This is a genomic window from Thermovirga sp. (genome assembly GCF_017656375.1).
Lineage (GTDB): Bacteria > Synergistota > Synergistia > Synergistales > Thermovirgaceae > Thermovirga.
Window position 1 is genome coordinate 16,490 of the sequence record NZ_JACDOB010000014.1, and the last position, 26,119, is coordinate 42,608.

A 26,119-nucleotide genomic window follows, 5' to 3' on the forward strand; every position below is an offset into this window, starting at 1 on the left:
GGAGGAATGTTAGTAGATGGATTTTCCTGAAAGGTCAGATTACCGAAGAGCTATATTGAGCAAAGTAAAAAAGCCTTGCCGCTACATTGGTGGAGAATGGGGCACGAGTGAATTAGAAAATTGCCAGGATCCAGGAAAAGTGAGGCTTTGTTTTGCCTTTCCTGATACATATGAGGTAGGGATGAGTTATCTTGGTTTTCAGATTTTGTTCGACTTGGCAAGACAAATGCCCTATGTATGTGTAGATAGATGTTACTGTCCATGGCTTGATATGGAAAAAGAATTACGAAAGAGAGATCTTCCGCTTACGGGCATAAATTCTGAGATTCCTCTTAGGAAATTTGATGTGGTGGGGTTTACCCTTCAATATGAACTTACGTATACCAACATATTGACTATGCTTGATCTGGGCGGTGTGCCGCTAAAAAGTTGCAATAGAGGCAAAGATGATCCTTTGATCGTGGCTGGTGGCCCAGGGGCCCTTTGCCCTGAGCCTCTGAGAGATTTTTTTGATGTGTTTTGTCTTGGCGATGGTGAAGTGCTTTTGCCTGAGATGCTCGAGGTTGTTAAGGAGCATAGAGGAAACAGGTTGGCAATTATGGAGGAACTGAGCAAGAGGGAGGGGTTTTATGTCCCTTTATTGGATGAAGGATCTCCCTCAACAGAGGGTCGTACATACAGAAAGAGAGTGGTCCTCAGTTTGGATGATGCTTTCACTCCCTCCTCAATGTTGGTCCCCCTTGCGGGGATAGTTCATGACAGGGCGGCCGTGGAAGTTTTCAGAGGATGCACCAGGGGGTGTCGTTTTTGTCAAGCTGGCATGATATACAGGCCTTTGCGAGAGAGATCCCCTGAATCTGTTATAGATATAGCTAAGAAGATTTTGGTTAAGACAGGTTGGGAGGAGTTAGGATTAGTTTCTTTGGCTTCTTGTGATTACACAGGGCTTAATAAGGTTATAGAGGGACTTACTCCATTCATGGAAGAAAAAAATATAGTATTAAGCCTGCCTAGCTTGAGGATGGATGCTTTCTCAATCCAATTGGCCCAGAATCTCAAATCTTTATCTAGGAGTAGCTTGACTTTTGCCCCTGAGGCGGGAACCCAGAGATTAAGGGATGTAATTAACAAAGGTGTTACTGAAGAGGATATAGAACAGACTTTTGAGGAGGTAGCCAAAAGGGGTTGGGAAGGTATAAAGCTGTATTTTATGATGGGTCTTCCTACAGAAGATTCGGAGGATTTAGAGGGGATAATAGACATAGCCAAGAGAGCCATTAAGAAGGGTAGACAATATAAGCATAGGTTGAGGGTAAATGTATCTGTTGCCGGTTTTGTCCCTAAACCTCACACTCCTTTCCAGTGGGAGGCTCAGGCATCTAGGGAATATTTGAGCTCTACAGGGAAATGGTTGAAAAACCAGGCCAAAAAGTCGAGATTTAATTTGAGCTATCATGACCCAGATCAGACATTTTTGGAAGGAGTGATAGCTAGAGGCGACAGGAAGTTAGGGGCTGTTATAGAGGAGGCCTGGAGAATGGGGGCCAGGTTTGATGGGTGGTCAGAGTGTTTTGACCTTAACTTATGGATGAAGGCTTTTGAAATTGTTGGTCTTGATCCTCATTGTTACGCAAATAGGGCAAGGGACAAAGAAGAAGTGCTGGCTTGGGATCATATTGACATCGGAATATCAAAGGACTTTTTGTGGAGAGAGAGAAGTAAGGCATTAAACGGAGAATTAACCGGGGACTGCAGGAGCGGTAAATGTAATGCCTGTGGGTGGGAGATGCGCGGCTGTCCCGTTATAGGAAAGGTAAGTGGCAGATCATGATAAGGGTTAGGTTCACTTATGAGAAAAGAGGCCTTTTGTGTTTTGTTCCTCATGTAGAGTTGCCTCCGCTTATATGTAGAGCGCTTCGGCGTGCTGGATGCAGCATATCGCGAACAAAGGGATTTTCACCAAAAGACAAGGTAAGTTTAGGCCCAGCCTTGCCGATTGGGGTGGTAGGGTTGGCAGAGCCTGCCGAGGTATGGCTTGAAAGGGGCGGGGTGCCTTCTGTTAAGGATGTTAATGAACATATGCCTCAGGGATTAAAGGTAACCCACATGGCTGAAGTAGAGGAATCTCCGAGCTTAAGTAAGCTTTGCACTGCCGCATGCTATAGAGTATACCCACAAGCTTTTGGTGTTATGGATAAACTGAAAGCTTTTTTTGAAGAAGATTGGACCACATTGGGAAAGATCGGGGATTTGCGCTTTGGTCCTGATTATGTTGAGTATATACAGCTTGATCCAGCTAAAGCTGGGCTTTCGAAGTTGGTTTCTCTGCTGAAGGAAAAAGAGATAATACATGGGTGGGAAGACCTTTTCATGGTTCGTCTTGCAGTTGGTACTTTGAAGGGAGGAAGGGTAAGTCCCTTATTAGGGGCTACAAACTTAAATGGTGAATGAGCCAGTAGAAAAAAAGATTTTTGCAAATTGCATAGATCCTGAGGAGATGAGAGTCGCTATAGTAGAGAACGGTAGATTGGTGGAGTTATTTGTAGATCGTCTTTGGGATAGCCAGAGGACAGGGGATATATACAAAGCCAGAGTTGACAGTGTTTTGCCTGGGATGAATGCTGCTTTTGTGGATCTAGGTCAGGGCAGGAACGCTTTTTTATATCTTGCCGAAGTGAAGAGCATGAAGATAGAAAAGGGCCAGGAGATAGTGGTACAAATATCAAGAGCGGCCAGGAAAGGTAAAGGGGCGAGAGTGACAACAAGAATTTCGTTACCGGGGAGATACCTGGTTTTAGTGCCTGGAGGAAACGATGTAGGGGTCTCAAGGAAGATTGCTTCAGAAGAAAGGGAACATTTGAGGGCGATAGGCAGGAAGATCCGTCCTGAAGGCTTTGGGCTAATTGTTCGAACAGCAGCGGTTGGTACCGATGAAGAATTCTTATTAAAGGACGTTTCTGAATTGCTTTCAACTTGGAAAGAAATAGAGCACGAAGCATCCAGGCAGAATGCACCTTGCCTCTTATATCAGGATATGGGGCTTTTAGGGAAGGTCCTGAGGGATGAGCTCGATGAGTTTGTAACAGAGATAGTTACAGACTCGGAAGAAGAGTTCTATTTGGCCCAAAAGTATGTGGAGCGCTTTTGCAACAAAGAAAGCCTTCCACATGTTTCCTTGCACAGGGGCAAAATTCCTCTTTTTGAAATGTATGGGATCGAAAATGAGCTTTCCACTGCCTTGGACCGAAAGGTGTGGCTAGGTTCCGGAGCGTATCTTGTTATAGATCAAACTGAGGCTTTGACCGTTATTGATGTTAATACAGGTAAATATGTGGGGGATAAAGATCTCAGAAGAACTGTCCTAAAGACTAATATAGAAGCTGCAGAAGAGATAGCCAGGCAGCTTAGGCTCAGGGCTATAGGCGGAATAGTCGTGGTAGATTTTATAGATATGGGCAACGAAGAGGACCAGCATGCCTTGCTGGAACGCCTAGAAGAAGTGTTTAAAAACGACCGTTGCAAAGCCAAAGTGTTTGGGCTTACTCAGTTGGGATTGGTGGAATTGACCCGCAAAAGAGCCAGATCGGACATGAGGGCTACCTTTACCAGGGGTTGTCCTTTTTGTGGGGGGACAGGCCAAGTATTGCGGGAAGAAGCCATATCGGCATCTATAAAACGTTTTTTAAGAAAGGTCGTAAAATCTAGTGCCCCTGAGGCGATATTGCTGGAAGCGAGCAGTGCCATAGCTGATTTCATACATGGTAGCATTCAAAAGCAGTGGGAAGAACAGATGGGAATAAAGCTTTTCATAATGCCGAACAGCAAAATGGCGTGGGATAAATACAGGATAGAAGCTCAGGGCAATTTGCAGCAGGTACTTCACAGGGTGAACCTTTTGAAAGAAAGGGAGGCAGGATGCGTTGTTTATAGAACGGATCCTGCTTAAAGGTTTTAAAAGCTTCGGCGGAACTCATCATTTAGAGCTAGCGCCAGGCCTTACAGCTATAGTTGGGCCCAATGGGAGCGGTAAGAGTAATATACTTGATGCATTGAAATGGGTGTTGGGAGATTCCAATCCCGGGAGGTTGAGAATACAACGCCAACAGGATTTAATTTTTCAGGGAAGCTTGACAAAACCTCCAGCTAAGTTTGTAGAGGTCTCTTTGGTGCTTAAGGACAAAGAGGCATCTTGTGACATAAAAAGGAGATGGTCCCTTTCAGAGGGAGGATCTGTTTTTGTTGATGGAGAGAAAATTAGACTATCTGATTTAGATGAAGTTAAAAGAAGATGGAAACTTGGAATTGACCGTTTTGCCTTCATAGGGCAAGGAGAGATATCGGAAATTATACAGCAGAGGCCGTCTCAAAGAAGAGAACATTTTGAGGCCCTTTTTGGTATAGATGTGTACAGAAAGCAGCGAGAGGATGCCCTGGCAAGATTGGCCGAGGCGAAAAATGAGCTTGTGAGGCTTCAGACTTTAGCGGCCGAGCTAAGAGCCAGAAAGGAAACCATTGCTCCTGAAGTGGAAAGGGCTCTTAAAGCTAAGGATATTATGACTCGCCTTGCTGAATTAAAGAGAAAATACTACTTCATAAAAAAAGCAAGGGCGGAGAGAGTTATATTTGAAGTTACAGAAAAGCTTAGGGCATTAGAGAGGACTAAGGGGGTTGTATCTTTATGGCCGAGCCTTTGGGCCAAAGCTCTAAACCATTGTGATACTTTAATGGACCGACTTGAAGGGGAATTACGGCTTTTGGAAGAAGCCGTTAAAGAAAAACACAAGACCTTGGAAAAGATGAAAAAGGAAATGTTTGGATACGGTACAACCATAAAAGATTTTTTGGGTCACGAGGAGGATGTTTTAGGGGAGCTTGATAAAGAAAGGCACTTTTTGGAAAACCTGTTGAAGGAGAAAGAGAGGGCAGATAGAAACTTCATCCTTGCGCGAGAGCGCTTGTTGGATAAAGAAAAAGAGCTTAAAAAACTGGAGGAGAAAAAGCGGATTCTTAAAGATAAAATACGAGAACAAGAGAGAAAAAGAAGCGCTTTACTTAATAAGAAAGAGAATCTAGAAAAAAACTTGGAGTTGTTGCACTCTGAGTTATCGAAAACGGGAAGTATTTATTGGGAGTTTGGGAAAGAGTACACAGAGACCCAAGGTGAAATAGCATCCCTTCAAAACAAAATAAAGGAGTTGGCTGACGAAGAAAAAAAAGCCCGGAGGAACTTGGATGAGGCCCTTAGCTGCCATAGTGAACTTTTCTCTAAGCTCCAAAGCGTTGCAACGCGAATTCAAGGGCTAAGAAAGGAAATAACCAGGACGGCCTCTCTTGTGGAAGAGATGGAAGACTCTATATATGCTGAGAACTACCCCAAGGCAGTTAGGCACCTGCTTTCGGCCTCTAGGTTAGGCAAGTTGAATGTGGAGTTAACGGTTGTGGCAGAAACTATGGAAGGGCCTACAGAGATCCTTTCGGCTATTGAAGCTTTTTTAGGAGGCCGTCAGTATTGGGTTTTAGTTGAAAATTTGGATGCTGCTGGGCAGTGCATTGATAGCTTGAAGGTCAGTTCTGCAGGAAGAGCCACATTTTTACCTTTAGAGAAAGTTAGGCCCCGCCGTCCCTCAGTGGGGGGAATTCCTGAAGGAATTGATGGAGTGGTCTCATGGGCGTGTGACCTTATAAGAGTTGACGAAAAATGGGATTTGGCTGTCAGGCATCTTATAGGTGACTTATTGATTGTCAGAGACTACAAAGTTGCAAAAGAACTTTCCAGACGGGGTTTCTCTTGTCCCATAGTGAGCTTGGAAGGGGATGTTATCAATCCATCAGGGACTGTTGTAGGTGGCGCCAAAAACAGGCGAACAGGAGCTATTACTTCAAGAGCTAATTTGTTGGAAAAGAAGCAGTTCCTTAACAAGCTGAAGGAAGAGAGAGAGAAGTTACAGAAGAAAATGGAAGCTTTGGAAAAGGAAGAACACACATGGTCCATGAAGAAACAAGATGCGCTTCGCAACGTGGATTTGATTAAGGGAGCTTTGGAGGAGCATCGGAAAAAACTGGCAAGAATTGCCAAAAGACAAGGAGACATTGATGATTTTAAGCAGAAGTCGCTGAAAAAACTTAAGGAATTGGGAGATAGATACCTTAAGGCTTTGCAGGAACTTGAGAAATTGAATGAAATTCTTTCCTCTGAGGAAGAGGAACATCTTTCTATAGAGAAATTGGCAAAAGAAGAAACTCAGGCCCGAGTGGCAGTGGAATTAGAGGCAGAAAAGTGCAAGGCAGCTCAGGATATCTTGAGGAGGATTGAACAAGAAGAAGAGCGATTGAGAAAAAATATTTTATCTAGAGAAGAGGCAGCCAGGTTAGCTGGCCAGAGGCGAAAGACGGCTTTTGATAAGTTGAAGGTCTTAGGAGAGCATTATTTATCGGAGTGGGGTTCTATTAATGAATTTAAGGCAAAAGCAGATAAGCTCCATAGAGAGGTAGCGTTATGGAGCAAGAGGGCGGAACGGATAAAAAACAAGAAGAACATGTCGGATGCAAGGTACAGGCAATGGGCGCTGACCACAGAAGAGCTGAGGGCTAAAAAGGCTTCCGCTGAGGCTGAATTAGCAGAACTTATGGATATGTGGGGAGATCTGGAGGAGGAGGAACACAGGCCAATTGAAGAGGCAACAGAGAATGTTGAGAATATAAGAAAAAAGATCAGGAGCTTAGAAAAGTGCCTAAAAGATATAGGGGATGTCCAGATGGGAATTCTTTCAGAGAACGACTCATTGAAGGAACGGTTGGATTATTTGGGAGATCAATTAAAGGATGTAAACGAAGGCATAGTGGAGCTTGAGAAACTTATTTCAAGAACTGACGAACACGCGGGCAGGGCTTTCAAGGAATCTTTAAGACATATAAATGGCCGTTTTAGCGACCTGTTTAAAAGGCTCTTTGGCGGAGGGGAGGCCCAATTGCGTTTGGAAGAGGGCGGTGGCCTTTGGGAGTCTGGAGTTGAGGTTATTGCTTGCCCCCCTGGCAAGAGGCCTCAGCATATCGGCCAACTTTCAGGAGGGGAGCAATCCCTTGCGGCCATTTCCTTGTTGTTTGCCGCTATGGAGGTAGCTGAGGTCCCCATAGCGGTATTAGATGAAGTGGACGCCGCCTTGGATGAGTCTAACTTAAGGCGATTTGCAACTCTTGCTGAAGAATACGGGCAGAAAATTCAGCTGTTGTGTATGACTCACAGGCGTGTAACCATGGAGCATGCCGATGTAATGTACGGGGTTACTTTATCTGAGCCGGGATTATCTCAGATAGTTGGAGTTCGCTTGGAGGACTGGGATTAATGGAAACGACCTATGACGATATTTTGTATGGGGAACTGGTTCTGAGGCAGCCTGCAGATGGGCCACGGGTGAATGTAGATACCATAATTTTGGCGGCTTACTGTAAGATAAGGCGGGGAGAAAAGGTATTGGAATTAGGTTCTGCCCATGGAGCAGTGGCTTTGTTGTTAGGAAGGCGGTATCCTCATGCTTTGAGCATAGAGGGCCTTGAGGTTCAGAAAGAGCTGTGGGAATTATCAAAACAAAACGCCCTGGAAAACGACCTTGCAGATAAGGTTTCTTTTAGACAGGGAGACCTTAGGGATGTAAGGAAATTATATAGGAGCCAGTCCTTTGACGTCGTTGTGGTCAATCCTCCTTATGATGAAGTGGACAGGAGCAGGCCTAGCCCCAACCTTAGAGAGGCTACAGCCAGGCACGGAACGTTTTGTACCTTTGATGATGTGGCAAAAGCGGCCAAGTTTCTCTTAAGGAACAAGGGGAGGCTTTATTTGGTCATGAGGGCCAAAAGGCTAGCAGAGGTTTGCGGCAAGTTGATACAGAATGGGCTTCAACCTAGAAGCCTGAGGATTGTTCATCCAAAGCCAAGCAGCGATGCATCAGTTTTTCTTATGATGGCCACCAGATCTTGTGGGGTTGGTATGATGGTAGAGCCTCCCCTTTATATTCATAATTGTGATGGTTCGTATACGGAGGAGCTGCTCAAGGCTTACAGGATAGGTGATAGCCTTTGTCGTTATTGATTGTTCCCACACCAATAGGCAATATGGAAGATATAACATTACGTGCTTTGAGAACTTTGCGTGATGCAGACATAGTGGCTTGCGAGGATACGAGGAGAACGAGGAAGATACTTGAACGTTTTAATATAAAGGCAAAGCTTATTTCGTATCATGAGCATAACGAAAAGCAAAGAACCGGGCAGTTGATTGAGGCACTTAAAGAAGGAAAAGCAGTGGCCTTGGTATCTGATGCGGGGACGCCAGGAATCTCTGACCCGGGATATGTGCTGATACAGCAGGCTATAAGAGAGGGAATAAAAGTAGAGGCTTTACCAGGGCCTACGGCTTTCGTGCCTGCTTTGCTCTTATCAGGGTTTCCATTGAAATGTTTTTCTTTTTTAGGTTTTTTGCCAAGAAAGGGAAAAGAAAGAAAGGCTTGTTTAAAGATAATAGAGAAGGCCCCGGCTCCTGTAGTGTTATATGTGTCTCCCCACAGGGTTCAAGCTGATCTTTCTGATTTGCTGGAGGCTTTTGGTCCCATAGATGGAGTGATTGTAAGGGAATGTACCAAAATACACGAAGAAGTAGTGCGAGGCTCTTTAAGATCTTTGTTAGATTGGGTGGTAGAGAGCAAGCCTAAAGGGGAAATGGTGTTAGTTTTACACCCTTCTGAGCCAGATAAGGTGGAAGGACAAGAATGCAAACATGATTGGTTGAACAAAACTAAAGAGTTGATTGAGAAAGGCGAATCAGTGAAGGATGTTGCAAAAAGGATACAAGAGGAGTATGGTATACCGAAAAATACAGTTAAGAGAGAAATTTTAAAGGAAACTAATGAAAGGGGATGAGTTTGTTGGAAAAGAAGGCTTTTTACATTACTACTCCTATATATTATGTCAATGATGTGCCTCACATAGGTCATGCCTATACGACGATAGCAGCTGATACTATGGCCCGTTATAAAAGGATGAGGGGTTATGACGTTATGTTTGCTACTGGAACGGATGAGCATGGCCAGAAAATACAGCAAGCTGCTGAGGCGAAGGGCCTTACTCCTCAGCAGTTGGTGGATCAGGTGGTGGTGAATTTTAAGAATTTATGGACTAAGCTTGATATAACCAACACGGATTTTATAAGAACGACGGAACCGAGGCACCTTAAAGTGGTTAAATACATTTTTGAGAAATTGCTAAAGCAGGGTGATATATATAAAGGTACATACGAGGGGTGGTATTGTGTGCCCTGTGAGACTTATTTTACCGAGAGCCAACTTGGTGAAGAGAAGGTGTGTCCAGACTGTAAGCGACCTCTCCAGAGGATGACTGAGGAAAGCTACTTTTTCAGAATGTCCAAGTATGAGAAACCGCTTTTGGAATATTACGAGAAAAACCCCGACGCCATTCTTCCTAGGACCAGGTATAACGAGACAGTAAGTTTTATAAAAGGTGGCTTGAAGGATCAGTCCATTTCTAGGACTAGCATATCCTGGGGAGTGCCTCTGCCAGGGGACGAAAAACATGTCATATACGTGTGGTTTGATGCTCTTATAAACTATTTGACTGTATGTGGTTATCCTGACAATGAAGAGTTGGTAAGAAGGTTTTGGCCTACAGTGAACCACATAATGGCAAAGGATATAATAAGGTTTCACTGCGTAGTATGGCCGGCTATGTTGTTGGCTTTAGGGCTTGAACCGCCAGCAAGGGTTTTCTCCCATGGATGGTGGACTGTAGAGGGAGAGAAGATGTCTAAATCGAAGGGTAACGTCGTTGATCCTTTTGAGATGGTGGACCTTTATGGGGTAGATCCATTCCGATATTTCTTGCTTAGGGAAGTGCCATTTGGCCTTGATGGAGATTTCTCTGAGAAAGCCCTTGTGGGCAGGATCAACTCCGATTTGGCTAACGATCTGGGGAACCTTCTCAATAGAACCATGCAGATGATCAACAATTTTACTGAAGGCAAAATCCCAGAGCAGGGAGCTTTGGAAGATGTGGACTTGCAGGTGAAAAATTTAGCTGAGGAGACAATGCAGGCGTATCTTAAGCATATGGACGTGTATGCCTTCGATGAAGCTCTTAAGGCTTTGTGGACTCTGGTTAGAAGAGGCAACAAATATATCGACGAGACTATGCCGTGGAAGCTGGGCAAAGAAAAAAATATTACAAGGTTAGGTACGGTCTTGTACACATTAGAAGAAGTTTTAAGGTTAGTTGGCCTTCTTTTGTCCCCGTTTATGCCTGAAACCAGTAGGAGGATATGGAGCCAGTTGGGAGTGGAAGGTGATCCAAGCAAATGCTCCATAGATGATTTTAATTGGGGGCAAAGGGAAAGTGGAACGGAAGTGGGCAAAAAAGAGGTCCTTTTCCCAAGAATAGATATGAAAAAGTGGGAAGAAGAAAAGGCGAAAAGGGATGCATCTAAAAACCTTGAGCCAGATCCAGGAGAGCACGAGGAACAGATAACGATCGACGATTTTAAGAAAGTGGAGCTCAGGGTGGCGAAGATAGTCTCGGTAGAGCCAGTTCCCAAGGCTGATAAACTTTACAAGTTAGATTTAGATTTAGGTTACGAGCGCCGCACCATTGTATCTGGCATTCGGGAAGCATATACGGAGGAAGAGTTGAAGGGTAAGAAGATAATAGTGATATGCAACCTAAAGCCAGCTAAACTGAGAGGTGTAGTAAGTAACGGGATGTTATTGGCTGCTGAGACCCCTGATGGTAAAGGAATAGCTCTTTTGACAGTTGACAGCGACATAAAGTTGGGATCGAGGGTTCATTAGTATGGGAATAGCACCGAAGTTGTTTGATACCCACTGCCACTTGGCTATGCCAGAACTAAGGGAAGATTTAGATAGCGTATTAGATAGAGCTTATCTTGAAGGGGTCAAAGGAGTTTTAGCAGTAGCCTCTAACGAAGAGGATAGCTTGATTTCTATAGATATAGCAAAGAATTATTCAGAGGTGGTTTGGGGCGCTTCGGTAGGCATACATCCACACGAGGCAGAGCGGTATTCAGGCAAGATTCCTCTCGACTTGCAGGATCAAGCCGAGAGGAATCCTGTTGTTGCTGTGGGTGAGACGGGATTAGATTATTATTACGATAATTCTCCTAGAGAGCTTCAAAGGGAGCTTTTTGTTGCCCACATAGGATTAGCAAAACAGGTTGAAAAACCCTTGATCATGCATATAAGAGATGCCTTTGGTGATGCCTACGCTATTTTGAGGGAGGAGGGGCTTCCTCAAAAAGGAGGTATTGTTCACTGTTTCTCGGGAACTTATGATGATGTCAAGAAGGCTTTGGATATGGGATTATATATTTCTTTCTCCGGCATCCTGACATTTCCTAAAGCCTCGGAGCTGAGGGAGGCGGCCAAGAAGATCCCCGTGGATCGTTTGCTGTGTGAGACTGATGCTCCGTATTTGGCGCCTGTCCCCAAAAGAGGCAAAAGGAATGAACCTTCATTCGTCAAATATGTGTATGAAGTTTTGGCATCCGTCAAAGGCGTGACAGTCGAGGGCATGGCGGAGCAAATTTACTTAAATATAAAAACTTTGTTTGGTGGAGTAGTGTAACCATGTTGAATTTCAAGATAGAGGCCAAATGCAGAAAAACCAAGGCTCGAGTCGGTGTTATAGAGACAGCTCATGGCAAGATCAGAACTCCGGTTTTTATGCCGGTGGGAACCAGGGCTACAGTTAAGGCCATGGCGCCTTTTGAACTGAAGGCGATTGGGGCCCAGATAATACTGAGCAACACTTACCATTTATATTTGAGGCCTGGGGCAGATATAGTTTCTGCAGCTGGAGGATTACATAAATTTATGGGGTGGGATAGGCCAATCCTGACAGATAGTGGGGGGTTTCAGGTTTTTTCCTTGTCTACCCTCAGAGAGATAACAGATGATGGTGTTTTATTCCAGTCCCATTTAGATGGGACTCGCCATTTTATGACGCCTGAGAAGGCCACTTTTGTTCAGGAACAGCTTGGAAGCGACATAGCCATGTGTTTTGATGAGTGTGTCCCTTACCCTTGTACTCCTGAAGATTCGTATAAAGCAGTTGAACGTACTATATCGTGGGCTGAACGCTGTAAGAAAGCCCACAAGCGTTTTGATCAGTCTTTGTTTGGTATCGTTCAGGGTTCTGTATATTCGGATCAGAGGTTATACTGTGCCGCTGAGCTCAAGAAGATGGATTTTCCAGGATATGCAATAGGAGGCCTGTCAGTAGGTGAACCTCACGAAAAAATGTACGCTATGTTGGACGTGTTGTCCGAAGAGCTTCCTATTGAAAAGCCCAGGTATTTGATGGGGGTTGGTTACCCCCTTAATCTTCTGGAGGGTATTGCTCGAGGCGTGGATATGTTCGACTGTGTTTTGCCAACTAGAAATGGAAGGAATGGGACTGTCTTTACCTACAGTGGCAGGATTAATCTCAAGAACAAAGCTTACGAGAGAGATTTTACACCTATAGACCCTAATTGTAGCTGTTATGCTTGTAGGAACTTTTCTAAAGCTTATATTAGACATTTGTACAGGAGTGGGGAAATATTGGCTTCGCGGTTGTGCACCTGGCACAATCTCCATTTTTTGATTGACTTGATGACAAGGGCCCAAGCGGCAATATTAGAAGGCTCTTTCGAGGATTTCAAGAAGCGTTTTGAGGAAAACTTCAAAGACGAAGGCGGCAAGAGATGAGAACCAGGCTTATAAAGGTTGATAAATGGAATCCAGAAGAGAAACTGTTGGAAGAAGCAGCTAAAATTGTTAAGGGCGGCGGATTGGTGGCCTTTCCCACGGAAACTGTGTATGGGTTGGGAGCCAATGCATTGGACGAAAACGCTGTTTTATCCATATTTAGGGCTAAAAACCGTCCGGTAGATAATCCTTTAATAGTTCACGTTTCAAGGATGGAAGATGTTCATCAACTTGCCCATTTAAACGAAATGGCGTTGAAATTTATGGAAAGATTTTGGCCTGGGCCGGTAACTTTAGTGTTGCCTGCAAAGGGCGTAGTGCCTAAAGTTACGACAGGGGGATTGGAGACTGTTGCCGTTAGGATGCCCAATCACCCAGTGGCTTTAGGTTTGATAGATAAAGCCCAGGTTCCTATCGCTGCTCCCAGTGCGAACAGAAGCGGAAGGCCAAGCCCAACAGATGCTGAAGCAGTTATGGAAGATATGAAGAATCGTGTGGACGTTATCTTGGACTCTGGGCCCACTGATGTGGGTGTAGAATCTACGGTGTTGTACGTGAGAAATAAAGAGGTCGTCTTACTGCGACATGGGGGGTGTCCATTGGAGGTTCTAGAAGAGGTAGCTCCCGTTTTGGTTCCTACGAAGGATAATTCTTCTGCGAAACATTCACCTGGGACGAGATACAGGCATTATGCTCCCTCGGTGCCTGTAGTGATAATAGATGAAGTAGGAAGATGGAAGGAACATCCTGCGTACTTAAACAATATTTCAAATGTGGGTTTTGTTGGTCTAAGTGCTCCGCCTGTCGAGACAAAAGAAGAAATCAGATTTGATTCGGTTGTCCATTATGGAAGGGGGCTTTTTGCGGCCCTCAGAGCCATGGAAAGGTGGAGTGTGGGGGTTATTTTGGTAGAGCTTCCTTCCGAAAGTGGGATAGGAGCAGCAGTTAGAGATAGGCTTATAAGGGCAGCTTCTGAATGGGAGTAGTATATAATAATACTTGCCAAAAGGTCTTTACATTGTTACAATCATCGCCGTTGGAAGGGGAAGTGGCGGAATGGTAGACGCGCTGGCCTCAGGAGCCAGTGTCCTTTACGGATGTGGGGGTTCGAATCCCCCCTTCCCCACCACTAAGTCAGGTGGTGTTCAACATAGAACGAAACGAGATTAGTAAAAAAAATATAGCCTGTTAGTAGATGAGCAGGAAAAGGGTCATGTTGTGCTCTTGACACAACGTGACCCTTTCGCTATCCTCTTATTTTGTCACATAAAGAATCCCCAAATTTTATGATAGGGAGGTCGTGTTTCTCCCATGGCTGAGTTTGTATCTGTTGGTAGAAATCGCAAGCGGTTAACTTTTGGTAGAGCGCGGGACTTGGTGGAGTTGCCTGATTTGGTGTCCATACAGCGTGACTCGTACAGATGGTTTTTCCAGTTTGACGAAGATGGCAAGCTGGTGGAGCCAAGTAGCCGAGTTAGTCAAGGGCTGCAAGAGTTATTTGATGAGGTCTTCCCCATTGAAAGTTACGATGGATCTTTTTATTTGGAGTTTGTTTCCTATACTGTTGATCCTCCAACTATAACAGAGGAAGAAGCTCGTCAGAGAGATTTGACTTGGGCGTGTCCTGTGAAAGCCACAATAAGATTAGTCAATAGAAAAGCCCAAGAGGTCAAAGAAGAAGAGATTTACCTCGGTGATTTTCCGGCGATGACGGCAAGAGGAACTTTCATAATTAACGGTACGGAGCGCGTGGTGGTAAACCAGCTTGCCCGTTCTGCTGGCGTTTATTTCAGCGCTGAAGAAAATGTTCCAGGACAGGAACGCTATGCTGCCAAGGTCATTCCGGATAGAGGTGTATGGTTGGAGTTTGACCTTACACCTGGAGAAGTTTTGTCGGTAAACGTAGATAACAAGAAGAAGCTTCCTTTGACTATGCTGCTTAAGGCTTATGGAGTGCGCAACAACGATGAAGTAATAAAGCTTTTTGGCGGCGAGGAAAAGCAAGTAGACATGGTTGAAGAGGAAGTCAGAGGGTGTTTGTTGGCAGAGAGCATAATGGATGAGTCTGGCCAGGTTATTATTCCGAGGAATAAGAGGATAACCAAAGAAGATATGGAGATCCTTTGGGATATTGCCAGGACAAAAATTTGGGTGTGGGACGTGGATTCTTCGTTAGCTGCTACTTTGGAGCGAGATCCTACATCAAACAGTGATGAAGCAACCTTGGAAATCTTTCGAAGGTTAAGGCCCAATGAGCCTGCTAGGATGGAGAATGCCAGAGAATATGTAAACGGGCTTTTCTTCGATTCTAGAAGGTATAACCTTGGTCGTGTCGGCCGTTACAAGCTTAACCGTCGTTTGGGCACCGATATCCCTGAATCCAATAGGCTTCTTACGGTAGAGGATATTGTCTTGATAGTTAGAGGCCTTTGGGATCTGAGAGACGGCAAGGGCAAAACTGACGATATAGACCACCTTGGCAATAGGCGAGTTAGAGCAATTGGAGAACTCCTTCAAAACCAGGTTCGGATAGGCCTTCTTAGGATGGAACGTATCGCGAAAGAGAGAATGACCACCATTCCTGATTTGAGCGCTGCTACAGCAAAGGATTTAATAAATGTAAGGCCTATATCTGCTGCGCTGAGAGAGTTCTTTGGATCAGGCCAGCTTTCCCAGTTCATGGATCAAACTAACCCTCTCGCCGAACTTACCCATAGGCGGCGCCTTTCTGCCTTGGGGCCTGGTGGTTTAAGCAGAGAGCGAGCAGGTTTCGAGGCTCGAGACGTTCATTACACGCATTATGGTAGGGTGTGCCCTATAGAGACTCCTGAAGGTCCTAATATAGGGCTTGTAACTTCTTTGGCTACGTATTCCAAGATAAATGAGTATGGTTTTTTGCAGACGCCAAAAAGAAGAGTAGTAGATGGGAAAGTGACCGACGAAGTCGTTTATCTTTCAGCTGACGAGGAAGATGAATTCTATGTGGGGCGGGCTAATACTCCATTGAAGGATGATGGCGTGACTCTGGCTGAAGATGTGGTTCACGTAAGGCATAAAGGAGAGATATTGGAAGTTCCCCCTGAGAGGGTAGATTTTCTCGATATTTCTCCGAAACAGATAGTTTCTGCCTCGACGGCGCTTATTCCTTTCCTGGAGCATGATGACGCTAACAGGGCTTTGATGGGATCCAATATGCAGAGGCAAGCGGTTCCTCTCATAAAAACCGAGGCGCCTGTGATAGGGACTGGTATAGAGGCTAAAATTGCTGCGGATTCTGGTTCGTGTGTTAAGGCTTTACGTTCTGGTCAAGTGATCTACGTTGATGCGGATAAAATAATGATTCAGCCAGCGGAAGGCGAGGGGCCTGACGTTTATAGGCTCATAAAATTCCGTCGTTCTAACCAAGGGACGGTGATTCACCAGAAACCGATAGTAGAGGTTGGAGATCAAGTTAGAAAAGGAGAGATAATAGCAGATGGGCAATCCATTGATAACGGAGAGCTAGCTTTGGGTAGAAACGTATTGGTTGCCTTTGTGGCCTGGGAAGGATACAACTTTGAGGACGCCATACTTCTTAGCGAGAGGCTAGTAAGGGAAGATGTTTATACGTCCATACATATAGAGGAGTATGAAGTAGAATCCAGAGACACAAAACTTGGTCCGGAGGAGATAACCAGGGATATCCCGAATGTTGGGGAAGATGCTCTCAAGAACTTGGATGAAGACGGGATAGTCCGGGTCGGAGCGGAGGTCTCTGCAGGCGATATCCTTGTAGGTAAGGTGACACCAAAGAGCGAAGCTGATCAATCGCCAGAAGAGAAATTGCTTAGAGCTATTTTTGGTGAGAAGGCAAGAGAAGTGAGAGATACTTCTCTCCGTGTTCCACATGGCGAGGGAGGTAAGGTTGTAGCCGTAAAGAGGCTTACTAGAGACAAGAATGGGGAAGATCTCAGTCCGGGCGTCAATGATGTAGTAAAGGTCTATATTGCTCAATTGAGGAAGATAACAGAAGGAGATAAGATGGCTGGACGCCATGGTAACAAGGGTGTTGTCTCTAAAATATTGCCAGAGGAGGATATGCCGTACTTGCCTGATGGCACTCCTGTAGATGTGGTGTTGAACCCCCTCGGTGTTCCTAGCCGTATGAATTTGGGGCAGGTTCTAGAAACTATTATGGGATTTGTTGCGGTGCAGAATGGTTGGCATATAGCCACTCCTGTTTTTGAAGGGGCCAAGGAAGAAGATATCATCAGGCTCATAAAAGATATAAAGAAGGGGGATCTTAAGGATCTCAGAGATGATGGGAGCATTGTGCTTTACGACGGTAGAACAGGAGAGCCTATGGAGTATCCTGTAACTATGGGTTACATGTACATGATGAAACTAATCCACCTAGTTGACGACAAAATACATGCGAGGTCTATAGGCCCATACAGTCTTATTACGCAGCAACCTTTGGGCGGAAAAGCTCAATTTGGTGGGCAGAGGTTTGGAGAAATGGAGGTATGGGCCCTTGAGGGATATGGTGCGGCTCATGTGCTTCAGGAGATTCTTACTGTCAAGTCCGACGATATAAGGGGTAGGCTTAAGACTTATGAGAAAATTGTCAAAGGGCAGAATATAGGTGAATATGGAGTTCCTGAAAGCTTTAAGGTCTTGGTTAAGGAGCTTCAGGGCCTTGGCTTGGATGTGGAAGTGGAATATGAAGACGGTTCTATGGGTGAATTGAGGTCAGAAGAGGATAATCTATCAGAGAACTCCGAAGCCCAGGAGGCGGAAGATGAAGTTTTGTTGGATGTGGATGCGCTGGCGGATGTTTTTGAAAAGCCCAGTTCTGACGAAGGCGATGCTGGTTCCGGGGAGTCAAATGGGGAGGCTGATGCGTAAATGAGCCAACATGAAATTGTAGGGGTAAAGATAAAGCTTGCGAGCCCGGAGAGGATAAGGGAGCTGTCAAGTGGAGAAGTAAAAAAGCCTGAGACCATAAATTATAGAACATTAAGGCCAGAAAAGGATGGATTGTTTTGTGAAAGAATTTTTGGCCCCACTAAGAGCTATGAGTGTGCCTGTGGCAAATATAAGCGAAGTGGCCCCAAATTTAAGGGGGTAATTTGCGACCGTTGTGGTGTTGAAATAACAGATAGTAGAGTAAGACGTGAAAGATTGGGTCATATAGAGCTAGCCGCTCCTGTAGTGCACATATGGTATTTGAAAGGAATACCCAGCAGATTGAGTCTTTTGCTGGGTACTTCCTCTAAGGACTTGGAGAAAGTAATTTATTTTGCCCCTATAAGGCGCAGAGAGCAAGTTTTCAAGGTGGTTATAGACGGCAAGAAAACCAATTTGGTCAAGAGGGGCGATTTGATTTCGGCAAGCGAGGATAGGATTCACAGGCATTACGATCATAAATTTAAGTCGGAAGAAGCTTATAGAGTTGTCCATGTAGAAGATGTTCCCCTCAACGAGGGGGATATAATCTCGGCACATCAATTGGGTGTGTACAAGCGGGATTATGGAGATAAGATCTTTCAGGCAGAACCTGCTTTTCGCGTTGTTAAGGACAGCGATGATGGCCGTTTCTCCGCAGGAGACGTTCTTTCCCAAGCTGAATTGAACAACCTCAGAAATGAGGGGATCTCACTCGAGGTGGAAAGAGCCCTTGCAGGGAGTGAGGAAGGTTTTGTCGTGACGGCAGTGTCGAAGTTGCCTTTTTCAAAGGGCGACGTTATTTCGGCTAGTGAGAATCAGCTTTTTTCGCAAAAATATCCAGGAAGGTTTACTGTACAACATGAAACTGTGACGATAGAGGATCCATGTTACATAGTCATTAACGGAGGAAATTCTCCATTTGAGGTGGGAGATGTTATTCTGGAGAGAGAATATCACCTCTGTGCGAGTTACGATAAAAACTTCAAGGCTGGTATTGGCGCAGAAGGTGTTCTATCATTGCTGAAAGAGCTAGATTTAGAGGAGCTTAGTGCTTCTTTGAGAGAGGAAATTGCCGAAAGTACGGGGCAAAAAAAGAGAAAACTGATTAAGCGCCTTCAGGTTGTGGAAGATTTCCGCAAGGGAAGCAGTAAGCCAGAATGGATGATCTTGGAAGTTTTACCGGTCATCCCGCCAGACCTGAGGCCAATGGTCCAGCTGGATGGTGGTCGTTTTGCCACTTCGGATTTGAACGACCTTTATCGCCGTGTAATCAATAGAAACAACAGGCTGAAAAAACTGCAGGAGTTGAGAGCTCCAGAAATAATAATAAGAAACGAAAAGCGTATGCTCCAAGAATCAGTGGATGCTCTTATTGATAATGGCAGAATGGGCAAGGCAGTTTTGGGAGCAGGTAACAGGCCCTTGAAGAGCCTTACTGATCTTTTGAGAGGTAAAAAAGGCCGTTTCAGACAGAACCTCTTAGGTAAGAGGGTCGACTACTCTGGTCGTTCTGTTATCGTTATAGGGCCTAGTTTGAAACTTAATCAGTGCGGCCTTCCGAAGGATATGGCTTTGGAGCTGTTTAAGCCATTTGTCATTCAGAGGCTGGTGCAAAAAGGCTTAGCCCCTAACGTTAAAAGTGCTAAGAGGGCTATAGAGAGGAGAAAAGAGGAGATATGGGAGGCCCTTGAGGAGGTTATTAAGGGACATTCAGTATTGTTAAACAGAGCTCCCACGCTTCATAGATTGGGAATACAAGCTTTTGAGCCTGTGTTGATGGAAGGTAAGGCCATACGCCTGCATCCTTTGGTCTGTGCAGCTTTCAATGCCGATTTTGACGGAGACCAGATGGCTGTTCACGTGCCTCTGTCCATTGAAGCTCGAGTTGAAGCTCAAATGATAATGCTGTCCGCTAATAATTTGTTGTCTCCAGCAAGCGGCAGGCCGGTGGTAACCCCAACGCAGGACATAGTTTTGGGTGTGTATTACCTTACAGGGATGAGAGATGGCCTCAAAGGGGAAGGCAGCTACTATAGAGATATCGATGATGTTCTTAGCGCGTTGGATCATGGCTTAGTACATGTCAATGCAAAAATAAAGGTGAAGTATAACGAAGAGTGGATTGAGACATCTCCAGGCAGGGTGCTCTTTAACAGCGTTATCCCAGAAAAGCTAAGGTTTATAAATATACAAATGAACAAGAAATCATTAGCTTCCCTTATAGATTCGGCGTACGATAAAGTTGACCATGAAGAATTGGTCAAGATGCTGGATGACATTAAAACCTTGGGTTACCATTGGGCGACAGTTAGTGGTTTGAGCCTATGTCTGAGCGATGTGGTTGTTCCGCCTCAAAAGCAGGATATTGTTAAAAAGGCCTTGGAGGAGGAGGAAGAGCTGAGTGCCCAGTACCAGATGGGGATTTTGACCGAGGACGAGTATTTGAGACAGAAAGAGACGTTATGGTCAGAGGCCAGCAGGCAAGCTGCCGATTCCATACTGGCCAACATGAGCGACACGAACTCACTTAAAATGATGGTGCAATCTGGAGCTAGAGGTAGCAAGAGCCAGCTTGCACAGATGGCTGGTATAAGGGGACTTATGGCCGATCCTTCAGGGCGCATAATAGATTATCCTATAGTGTCAAACTTTAGAGAAGGGCTTAACATGTTGGAATACTTCATTTCTACCCACGGAGCGAGAAAAGGTCTTGCAGATACTGCGTTGAGAACTGCTAAATCTGGTTACTTGACTAGAAGGCTAGTGGACGTTGCCCAGGATTTGATAATAACGGAAGAGGACTGTGGAACAGATAAGGGCATAGTTGTAAGACCTCTAGTAAGGGATGGTAAGGTGGTAATACCATTACATGAAAGAATTGCGGGAAGAACGGCTCTTGTAGATGTTGTTGATCCATCAACAGGTGAAGTCGTAGTTAAATCTGGAGAAATAATTGACAATGACGCAGCGGAGCGTATAGAGAAGCTGGGGATAGAAGAAGTAATGGTCAGAAGCCCAATGACATGTGCGCTCCAAAACGGAATATGCAGAGCCTGCTATGGCACAGACTTGTCCCAGAGGAAAAAGGTCTCTATAGGTGAAGCTGTAGGGGTAGTGGCTGCCCAATCTATAGGGGAACCCGGGACTCAGCTTACGATGCGTACTTTCCATACTGGTGGAGTAAGAATAACCGGAGAAGATATAACTCAAGGTCTCCCAAGGATAGAGCAACTCTTCGAAGTGAGAAAGCCCAAAAAGATTGCCTATCTTGCTGATATGGATGGCGTTGTAAGCGAAATAAGGGAGATGGAAGGTAAAAGAAAGGTCTTCATAACATCAGAACAGGGTGGAGTCGAATATAAATCTTCGTTTACAATTCCGGCGTCTCAAAACTTATTAGTTGAAGAAGGTCAGAAAGTAAAGAAAGGGCAAGCCTTGACAGAAGGTTATGTAGATCCTTATCAACTGTTGGAGATTGAGGGTATAGAATCGGTACAAAACTACCTTGTGGACAACATCCAGGATGTCTATCGCTCTCAAGGCGTTTCTATAAACAACAAGCATATTGAGGTCATATTGAGGAAAGTCGCTCCGGTTAACAGGGTAAGAATAGTAGATGAAGGCGATAGCTCCTTTGTGGCCAACGACTTGGTCTGGGTCAGAGACTTAGAAAAAGAAATAGAAGAGATTAGATCTGGAAATAATAAATTTATAGAAGAAGCTGTGGATGCTTTAGAGGGTAAAGTCTTTAAGGAGGCCAAAGGGCAAGGCAATCTGGAAAATGTTATGGCTTTCAGGGATGAAGTTTTGGACGAGAATAAAATAAGACGTATATTGATGCCTGGAACGCCTGTCAGCGAGTTGCTCTTAGAAGATGAAAAAGGAGCTTTGCGAATAATTGTCGGAGAAGCTTCCTTCAGGAGAGAAATGGAAGGTTTTGAGTTGGTGGAGCCTGCTTTGCTTGAAGAAGGCAAGAAAATTGAAGCAAATGTCCCATTGTCGGCGGGCCAACTTTCGCTCCTAACTAAGGGTAAGCCTGTAGAGTATTTAGCAAGAGATGTCCAGCTCCTTGAAGAGCTGGAAGATAAGGCATATTTGGCTGATGATTTGGTTTTAGATGGCGAAGTTGTAGCTTTCAAGGATAGAGTGCTTACTGGAGATGTTGTCAAAATAATTAGAGAACAAAACATAAAAGAGCTAAAAGTGTGGAAGAATCCAGAAACGATTACTGTTGCTGATGCAATGCAGAAAAAGCTAATAGATGAATTGTGGGGTAAGTCTTTAACAAAGGCCGTTGACGAAGAAGGTAACGAAGTAAAAGATATTGCCCATATGGTGGATGGAAGAGTCGTAAGGGGCTTAATAGCCAAAGAATTGACGGCCATAGAGGTTGAAGGCCATATTCATACCAGGCAGTCCGTATTACGCCAGGCCCTCACCGAGGTGGCTTATGGCAAGGTGTTATTAGAAGACGTGGTGGATCTGAAAGGTAATCTTGTCGCTTCTGCGGGGATGGATGTAAATCACCGAGTGTTGGACTCTTTGGTAGAAGCTGACCCAGATGTGTTGGTTGTGAGGCCCATATACGCGCAGTCGGAGACCAAAAGCGTGATTCAGCGAGTTTCCTTTGTGCGCCGTCTTAGAAACGAACCGGTGTGGAAGCCTGTTATTCATGGTATAACCAAGGCCGCATTAAATACTGATAGCTTCCTGAGTGCCGCTTCGTTCCAGCAGACTGCCCAAGTTTTGGCGGGAGCAGCGGTCAGAGGTGATCATGACAACCTTAAGGGATTGAAAGAGAACGTGATAATAGGTCACCTGATACCGGCTGGTACTGGAAGAGATGAATATAGAAAAATACAAGTGACCTTGAAAAGAGATGAGCCTGAGTCTGAGGAAGGTAAAGAAAGAGAAGGAAGAGAAGGGATAGAAGATATTTTCGAATAAGCCGTAATCAGTTGTTTGAAAAGTATAGAAAATCTTGACATAAGGGGCCGACATTGATAACATGTGTCGGTCCCCTAGTAAGGGGGGGTGCTATGCCCTTACATGAGTTGGCTGTGCCCTATAGGGTAGTGGGGACAAAAGCTGTCAGAAAGGCTCTAAGCAGAGGGAGCTTGAAGAAGGTTTTTATTGCGAAGGATGCAGAGCCGTCGATTGTGGATGGCTTGTGGGAACAGGCAGCCAGTTTAGGTGTGGAAGTTGAGTGGGCAGATAGCAAGGTTGTTTTAGGTAGAGCTTGTGCTATAGATAGGCCTGCTTCTGCGGCTGGCATATAAAAGGAAAGCCTGAATATAATAAATTTTAATATATATGGAAGTTCTCATGAAGGAGGGAGCTTTGTGCCTACTATTAATCAACTTATAAGAAAAGGTAGAGAAGAAAAGAAAAAGCGTTCGGGAGCCCCGGCTCTACAGGGTAATCCCATGCGCAGAGGGGTTTGTACCAGGGTTTATACCGTTACACCTAAGAAGCCTAACTCTGCTTTGCGTAAGGTTGCCAGGGTGAGGTTGACTAATGGTTTTGAGGTTACGTCCTATATTCCTGGTGTGGGGCATAATTTGCAAGAGCACTCGGTTGTACTTGTGAGGGGTGGTCGTGTTAAGGACCTTCCAGGTGTTAGGTATCACATAGTCCGAGGCACTTTGGATTGTGGTGGTGTTGAAGGCAGAAAGCAGGGTCGTTCGAAGTATGGAGCGAGGCGGCCTAAATAGCCTGAAAAGGGTTCCGAAGGAGGGCAATTAGAGGATGCCAAGAAAAGGTCATGTTCGTAAAAGAAAGCCACAAGTAGATTCCAGGTTTGGTAGGACAGATATAGCAAAATTTATCAATTGTATTATGTGGGATGGCAAGAAAAGTTTGGCGGAGAGGATAATGTACGGGGCTTTGGATATTGCTGCCAAGCGCTTGAATACTGATCCCTTGGATGTTTTTGAGAAGGCTATGGAGAATGTCAAGCCTATAGTTGAGGTTAGGCCAAGGCGCGTGGGTGGAGCCACCTACCAGGTGCCTGTGGAGGTTCAGCCAGATAGAGCGCAGGCGCTTGCTACGAGATGGATAATTCAGTACGCGCGAGCGAAGAAGGGGATACCGATGGTCGAGAGGCTTGCTAGGGAGTTTGTGGATGCCTACAAGGGTGAGGGTAGTTCTGTTAAAAAGAGGGAAGATACCCATAAGATGGCAGAGGCTAACAGGGCTTTTGCGCATTATCGTTGGTAGATATCGTCAGGTGCGATGTGGCCGTGACGGGATGGTGAAATGTTATGGATAACGACAAAGTAAACAGGCTCAAGAAAATAAGAAATATAGGAATCGCGGCTCATATAGACGCAGGTAAAACTACTACGACGGAGAGGATTCTCTTTTACACAGGGCGTAAGCACCGTATAGGAGAGGTTCATGAGGGCGCTGCGACGATGGATTGGATGGAGCAGGAGAAAGAAAGAGGTATCACTATTACCTCTGCGGCCACTACCTGCTTGTGGAAAGATCATCATATTAATATTATTGATACGCCCGGCCACGTGGATTTTACAGTAGAAGTCGAGCGTTCCATGAGGGTGCTTGATGGCGCTATAGCCGTCTTTTGTTCTGTTGGGGGTGTTGAGCCTCAGTCTGAGACTGTGTGGCGGCAGGCAGATAAATACAGAGTGCCAAGGATAGCTTTTGTAAATAAGATGGATAGGGTTGGGGCAGATTTTTACGCCGTGGTCTCTCAGATGAAGGAGAGGCTGGGGGCGAATGCTATACCCATTCAGATGCCCATAGGAAGCGAGGATACATTCTCTGGTGTTATTGACCTGGTTGGCTATAAAGCAGTTTTATATCAGGATGAATTGGGGGCTCAATATAAAGTAGTGGATGTGCCTCCCGAGCTTCAAGAAGAGGCTGCACTTGCAAGAGATGCCATGATTGAAGCGCTGGCAGATTGCGACGAAGAGATAATGGAGCTTTATCTCGAAGGCGAAGACGTACCTGAGGATCTCCTTAAGAAAGCAATAAGAGAGAACACTGTAAATCTTAAGATATTCCCTGTTCTTTGTGGTTCTGCTTTTAAAAATAAGGGAGTTCAGCCTTTATTGGATGCTGTTGTGGATTATCTTCCGAGTCCATTGGATTTGCCTCCTGTTCAGGGTGCGGATCCGAGTACTGGTGAAATTGTAGAAATAAGTCCGGATTCTGATGATGCTTTTGCCGCGTTGGCGTTCAAGATAGTGGTAGATCCTTTTGTGGGAAGGCTGGTTTATTGCCGTGTTTATTCTGGCACAGTGAATGCCGGGGAGACGCTCGTAAATACCACGTCTAGGGCAAAAGAGAGAGTTGGCAGGATCTTGCGCATGCATGCTAATAAAAGAGAAGAATTGGATCGTGCAGAGGCTGGAATGATCGTTGCTCTGCCGGGCCTCAAGGCGACAAAAACTGGTGACACCTTGTGTAGTGATAAACGTCCAGTGATATTGGAGAGCTTGGAATTCCCTGAGCCTGTTATTTCGCTGGCAGTAGAACCTCAGAGTAAGGCTGACCAGGTAAAGCTGTCAAAGGGATTGGTTGGCTTGGCGGAAGAAGACCCAACCTTCAAGGTTCGTACCGACGAGGAGACAGGGCAGACCATTATATCAGGTATGGGTGAACTTCATCTTGAGATAATTGTCGATAGATTGAAGAGGGAGTATGGAGTTTCTGTCCGGGTCGGCAAGCCGCAGGTTGCCTACCGTGAGACTATAAAGGCAAAAGCTTCTGCGGAAGGCAAGTTTATCAGGCAGTCTGGTGGTAGGGGGCAGTATGGTCACGTAGTTCTTGAAATTGAACCTCTTGAGGAAAGGTCTGGATTTGAGTTCGTCGATAAGATTGTAGGAGGGGCCATCCCCAAGGAGTATATTCCTGCTGTCCAGAAGGGCATAGAAGAGGCGATGGGATCAGGAGTCATGGGTGGGTATCCAGTCATTGGTGTGCGAGCTACCCTTGTAGATGGCAGTTATCACGAGGTGGATAGCTCTGAGATGGCGTTTAAGATAGCTGCTTCTATGGGCTTTAAGGAGGCTATGAAGAAAGCTCAGCCAGTATTGCTGGAGCCAATAATGGAGGTAGAAGTTGTGACTCCTGAGGAGTACATGGGAGACGTTATGGGAGACCTTAACTCCAGAAGGGGCAGGGTAGAGGGTATGGATATGCGGGCTAATGCTCGTATAGTAAAAGCGTATGTGCCCCTTGCAGAAATGTTCGGCTACGCAACGGAGCTTAGGAGCAAAACTTCAGGTAGGGCTTCTTATTCCATGAAGTTTTCTCACTATGAAGAGGTTCCGCAATCTATAGCGGAAGGGCTTTTGAAGAAATAAAAATGTTTAAGGAAAAATTATGAGGAGGGAATAGAAATGGCGAAGGAGCATTTTGATAGGTCTAAGCCGCATTTGAACATAGGTACG

At 45.2% G+C, this 26,119-nt stretch carries 16 protein-coding genes and 1 tRNA gene; all 17 read left to right on the forward strand.

What is annotated here, in order from left to right; translation table 11 throughout:
- Positions 1-16 precede the first annotated feature (16 nt).
- Entirely contained in the window at positions 17-1,831 is a 1,815-nt protein-coding gene (locus H0Z23_RS05715; protein ID WP_296868117.1) for a TIGR03960 family B12-binding radical SAM protein, read from the forward strand.
- Positions 1,828-2,451, forward strand: a complete 624-nt coding sequence (locus H0Z23_RS05720) for a TIGR03936 family radical SAM-associated protein (protein WP_296868119.1) — start codon at positions 1,828-1,830, stop codon at positions 2,449-2,451. The genes H0Z23_RS05715 and H0Z23_RS05720 overlap by 4 nt, the downstream gene beginning before the upstream one ends.
- Positions 2,441-3,946: an Rne/Rng family ribonuclease gene (locus H0Z23_RS05725; protein ID WP_296868120.1), complete on the forward strand. Its 1,506-nt coding sequence runs from the start codon at positions 2,441-2,443 to the stop codon at positions 3,944-3,946. The genes H0Z23_RS05720 and H0Z23_RS05725 overlap by 11 nt, the downstream gene beginning before the upstream one ends.
- Positions 3,921-7,343 carry a chromosome segregation protein SMC gene (gene smc, locus H0Z23_RS05730; RefSeq protein WP_296868122.1) on the forward strand — a complete coding sequence of 1,141 codons (3,423 nt, stop codon included), beginning with the start codon at positions 3,921-3,923 and terminating at the stop codon, positions 7,341-7,343. The genes H0Z23_RS05725 and smc overlap by 26 nt, the downstream gene beginning before the upstream one ends.
- Entirely contained in the window at positions 7,343-8,086 is a 744-nt protein-coding gene (locus H0Z23_RS05735; protein ID WP_296868123.1) for a methyltransferase, read from the forward strand. Before smc ends, H0Z23_RS05735 begins: the two co-directional genes overlap by 1 nt.
- Positions 8,074-8,913: a 16S rRNA (cytidine(1402)-2'-O)-methyltransferase gene (gene rsmI / locus H0Z23_RS05740; protein WP_296868124.1), complete on the forward strand. Its 840-nt coding sequence runs from the start codon at positions 8,074-8,076 to the stop codon at positions 8,911-8,913. The genes H0Z23_RS05735 and rsmI overlap by 13 nt, the downstream gene beginning before the upstream one ends.
- Positions 8,910-10,850 (forward strand): methionine--tRNA ligase, encoded by a 1,941-nt coding sequence (metG, locus tag H0Z23_RS05745; RefSeq protein ID WP_296868126.1) that lies wholly within the window; start codon positions 8,910-8,912, stop codon positions 10,848-10,850. Before rsmI ends, metG begins: the two co-directional genes overlap by 4 nt.
- Position 10,851: 1 nt before the next feature.
- The gene (locus H0Z23_RS05750) at positions 10,852-11,643 is read left to right on the forward strand and encodes a TatD family hydrolase (protein WP_296868128.1); all 792 of its coding nucleotides are present in this window, start codon (positions 10,852-10,854) and stop codon (positions 11,641-11,643) included.
- A gap of 2 nt (positions 11,644-11,645) precedes the next feature.
- On the forward strand, positions 11,646-12,767 hold the full coding sequence (tgt, locus tag H0Z23_RS05755; protein ID WP_296868130.1) for a tRNA guanosine(34) transglycosylase Tgt: 1,122 nt from the start codon (positions 11,646-11,648) through the stop codon (positions 12,765-12,767).
- Entirely contained in the window at positions 12,764-13,753 is a 990-nt protein-coding gene (locus H0Z23_RS05760) for an L-threonylcarbamoyladenylate synthase (protein WP_296868132.1), read from the forward strand. The genes tgt and H0Z23_RS05760 overlap by 4 nt, the downstream gene beginning before the upstream one ends.
- Before the next feature lie 56 nt (positions 13,754-13,809).
- Positions 13,810-13,896, forward strand: a tRNA-Leu gene (locus H0Z23_RS05765).
- Between the two features lie 182 nt (positions 13,897-14,078).
- Entirely contained in the window at positions 14,079-17,654 is a 3,576-nt protein-coding gene (gene rpoB, locus H0Z23_RS05770) for a DNA-directed RNA polymerase subunit beta (RefSeq protein ID WP_296868134.1), read from the forward strand.
- Positions 17,655-22,643, forward strand: coding sequence for a DNA-directed RNA polymerase subunit beta' (rpoC, locus tag H0Z23_RS05775; RefSeq protein WP_296868136.1), 4,989 nt, complete (start codon positions 17,655-17,657; stop codon positions 22,641-22,643). It abuts the gene before it with no gap.
- Positions 22,644-22,735: 92 nt separating this feature from the next.
- Entirely contained in the window at positions 22,736-22,975 is a 240-nt protein-coding gene (locus H0Z23_RS05780; RefSeq protein WP_296868138.1) for a ribosomal L7Ae/L30e/S12e/Gadd45 family protein, read from the forward strand.
- Positions 22,976-23,038: 63 nt separating this feature from the next.
- The gene (gene rpsL / locus H0Z23_RS05785; protein WP_014162795.1) at positions 23,039-23,410 is read left to right on the forward strand and encodes a 30S ribosomal protein S12; all 372 of its coding nucleotides are present in this window, start codon (positions 23,039-23,041) and stop codon (positions 23,408-23,410) included.
- Between the two features lie 34 nt (positions 23,411-23,444).
- Positions 23,445-23,915 (forward strand): 30S ribosomal protein S7, encoded by a 471-nt coding sequence (rpsG, locus tag H0Z23_RS05790; protein ID WP_296868142.1) that lies wholly within the window; start codon positions 23,445-23,447, stop codon positions 23,913-23,915.
- A gap of 44 nt (positions 23,916-23,959) precedes the next feature.
- Positions 23,960-26,032, forward strand: coding sequence for an elongation factor G (fusA, locus tag H0Z23_RS05795; RefSeq protein WP_296868144.1), 2,073 nt, complete (start codon positions 23,960-23,962; stop codon positions 26,030-26,032).
- Positions 26,033-26,119: the final 87 nt, after the last annotated feature.

Coding starts and splice junctions, on each gene's coding strand:
- H0Z23_RS05715 (WP_296868117.1), top strand. CDS start 17: ATGGATTTTCCTGAAAGGTCAGATTACCGAAGAGCTATATTGAGCAAA.
- H0Z23_RS05720 (WP_296868119.1), top strand. CDS start 1,828: ATGATAAGGGTTAGGTTCACTTATGAGAAAAGAGGCCTTTTGTGTTTT.
- H0Z23_RS05725 (WP_296868120.1), top strand. CDS start 2,441: ATGGTGAATGAGCCAGTAGAAAAAAAGATTTTTGCAAATTGCATAGAT.
- H0Z23_RS05735 (WP_296868123.1), top strand. CDS start 7,343: ATGGAAACGACCTATGACGATATTTTGTATGGGGAACTGGTTCTGAGG.
- metG (WP_296868126.1), top strand. CDS start 8,910: ATGAGTTTGTTGGAAAAGAAGGCTTTTTACATTACTACTCCTATATAT.
- H0Z23_RS05750 (WP_296868128.1), top strand. CDS start 10,852: ATGGGAATAGCACCGAAGTTGTTTGATACCCACTGCCACTTGGCTATG.
- tgt (WP_296868130.1), top strand. CDS start 11,646: ATGTTGAATTTCAAGATAGAGGCCAAATGCAGAAAAACCAAGGCTCGA.
- H0Z23_RS05760 (WP_296868132.1), top strand. CDS start 12,764: ATGAGAACCAGGCTTATAAAGGTTGATAAATGGAATCCAGAAGAGAAA.
- rpoB (WP_296868134.1), top strand. CDS start 14,079: ATGGCTGAGTTTGTATCTGTTGGTAGAAATCGCAAGCGGTTAACTTTT.
- rpoC (WP_296868136.1), top strand. CDS start 17,655: ATGAGCCAACATGAAATTGTAGGGGTAAAGATAAAGCTTGCGAGCCCG.
- H0Z23_RS05780 (WP_296868138.1), top strand. CDS start 22,736: ATGCCCTTACATGAGTTGGCTGTGCCCTATAGGGTAGTGGGGACAAAA.
- rpsG (WP_296868142.1), top strand. CDS start 23,445: ATGCCAAGAAAAGGTCATGTTCGTAAAAGAAAGCCACAAGTAGATTCC.
- fusA (WP_296868144.1), top strand. CDS start 23,960: ATGGATAACGACAAAGTAAACAGGCTCAAGAAAATAAGAAATATAGGA.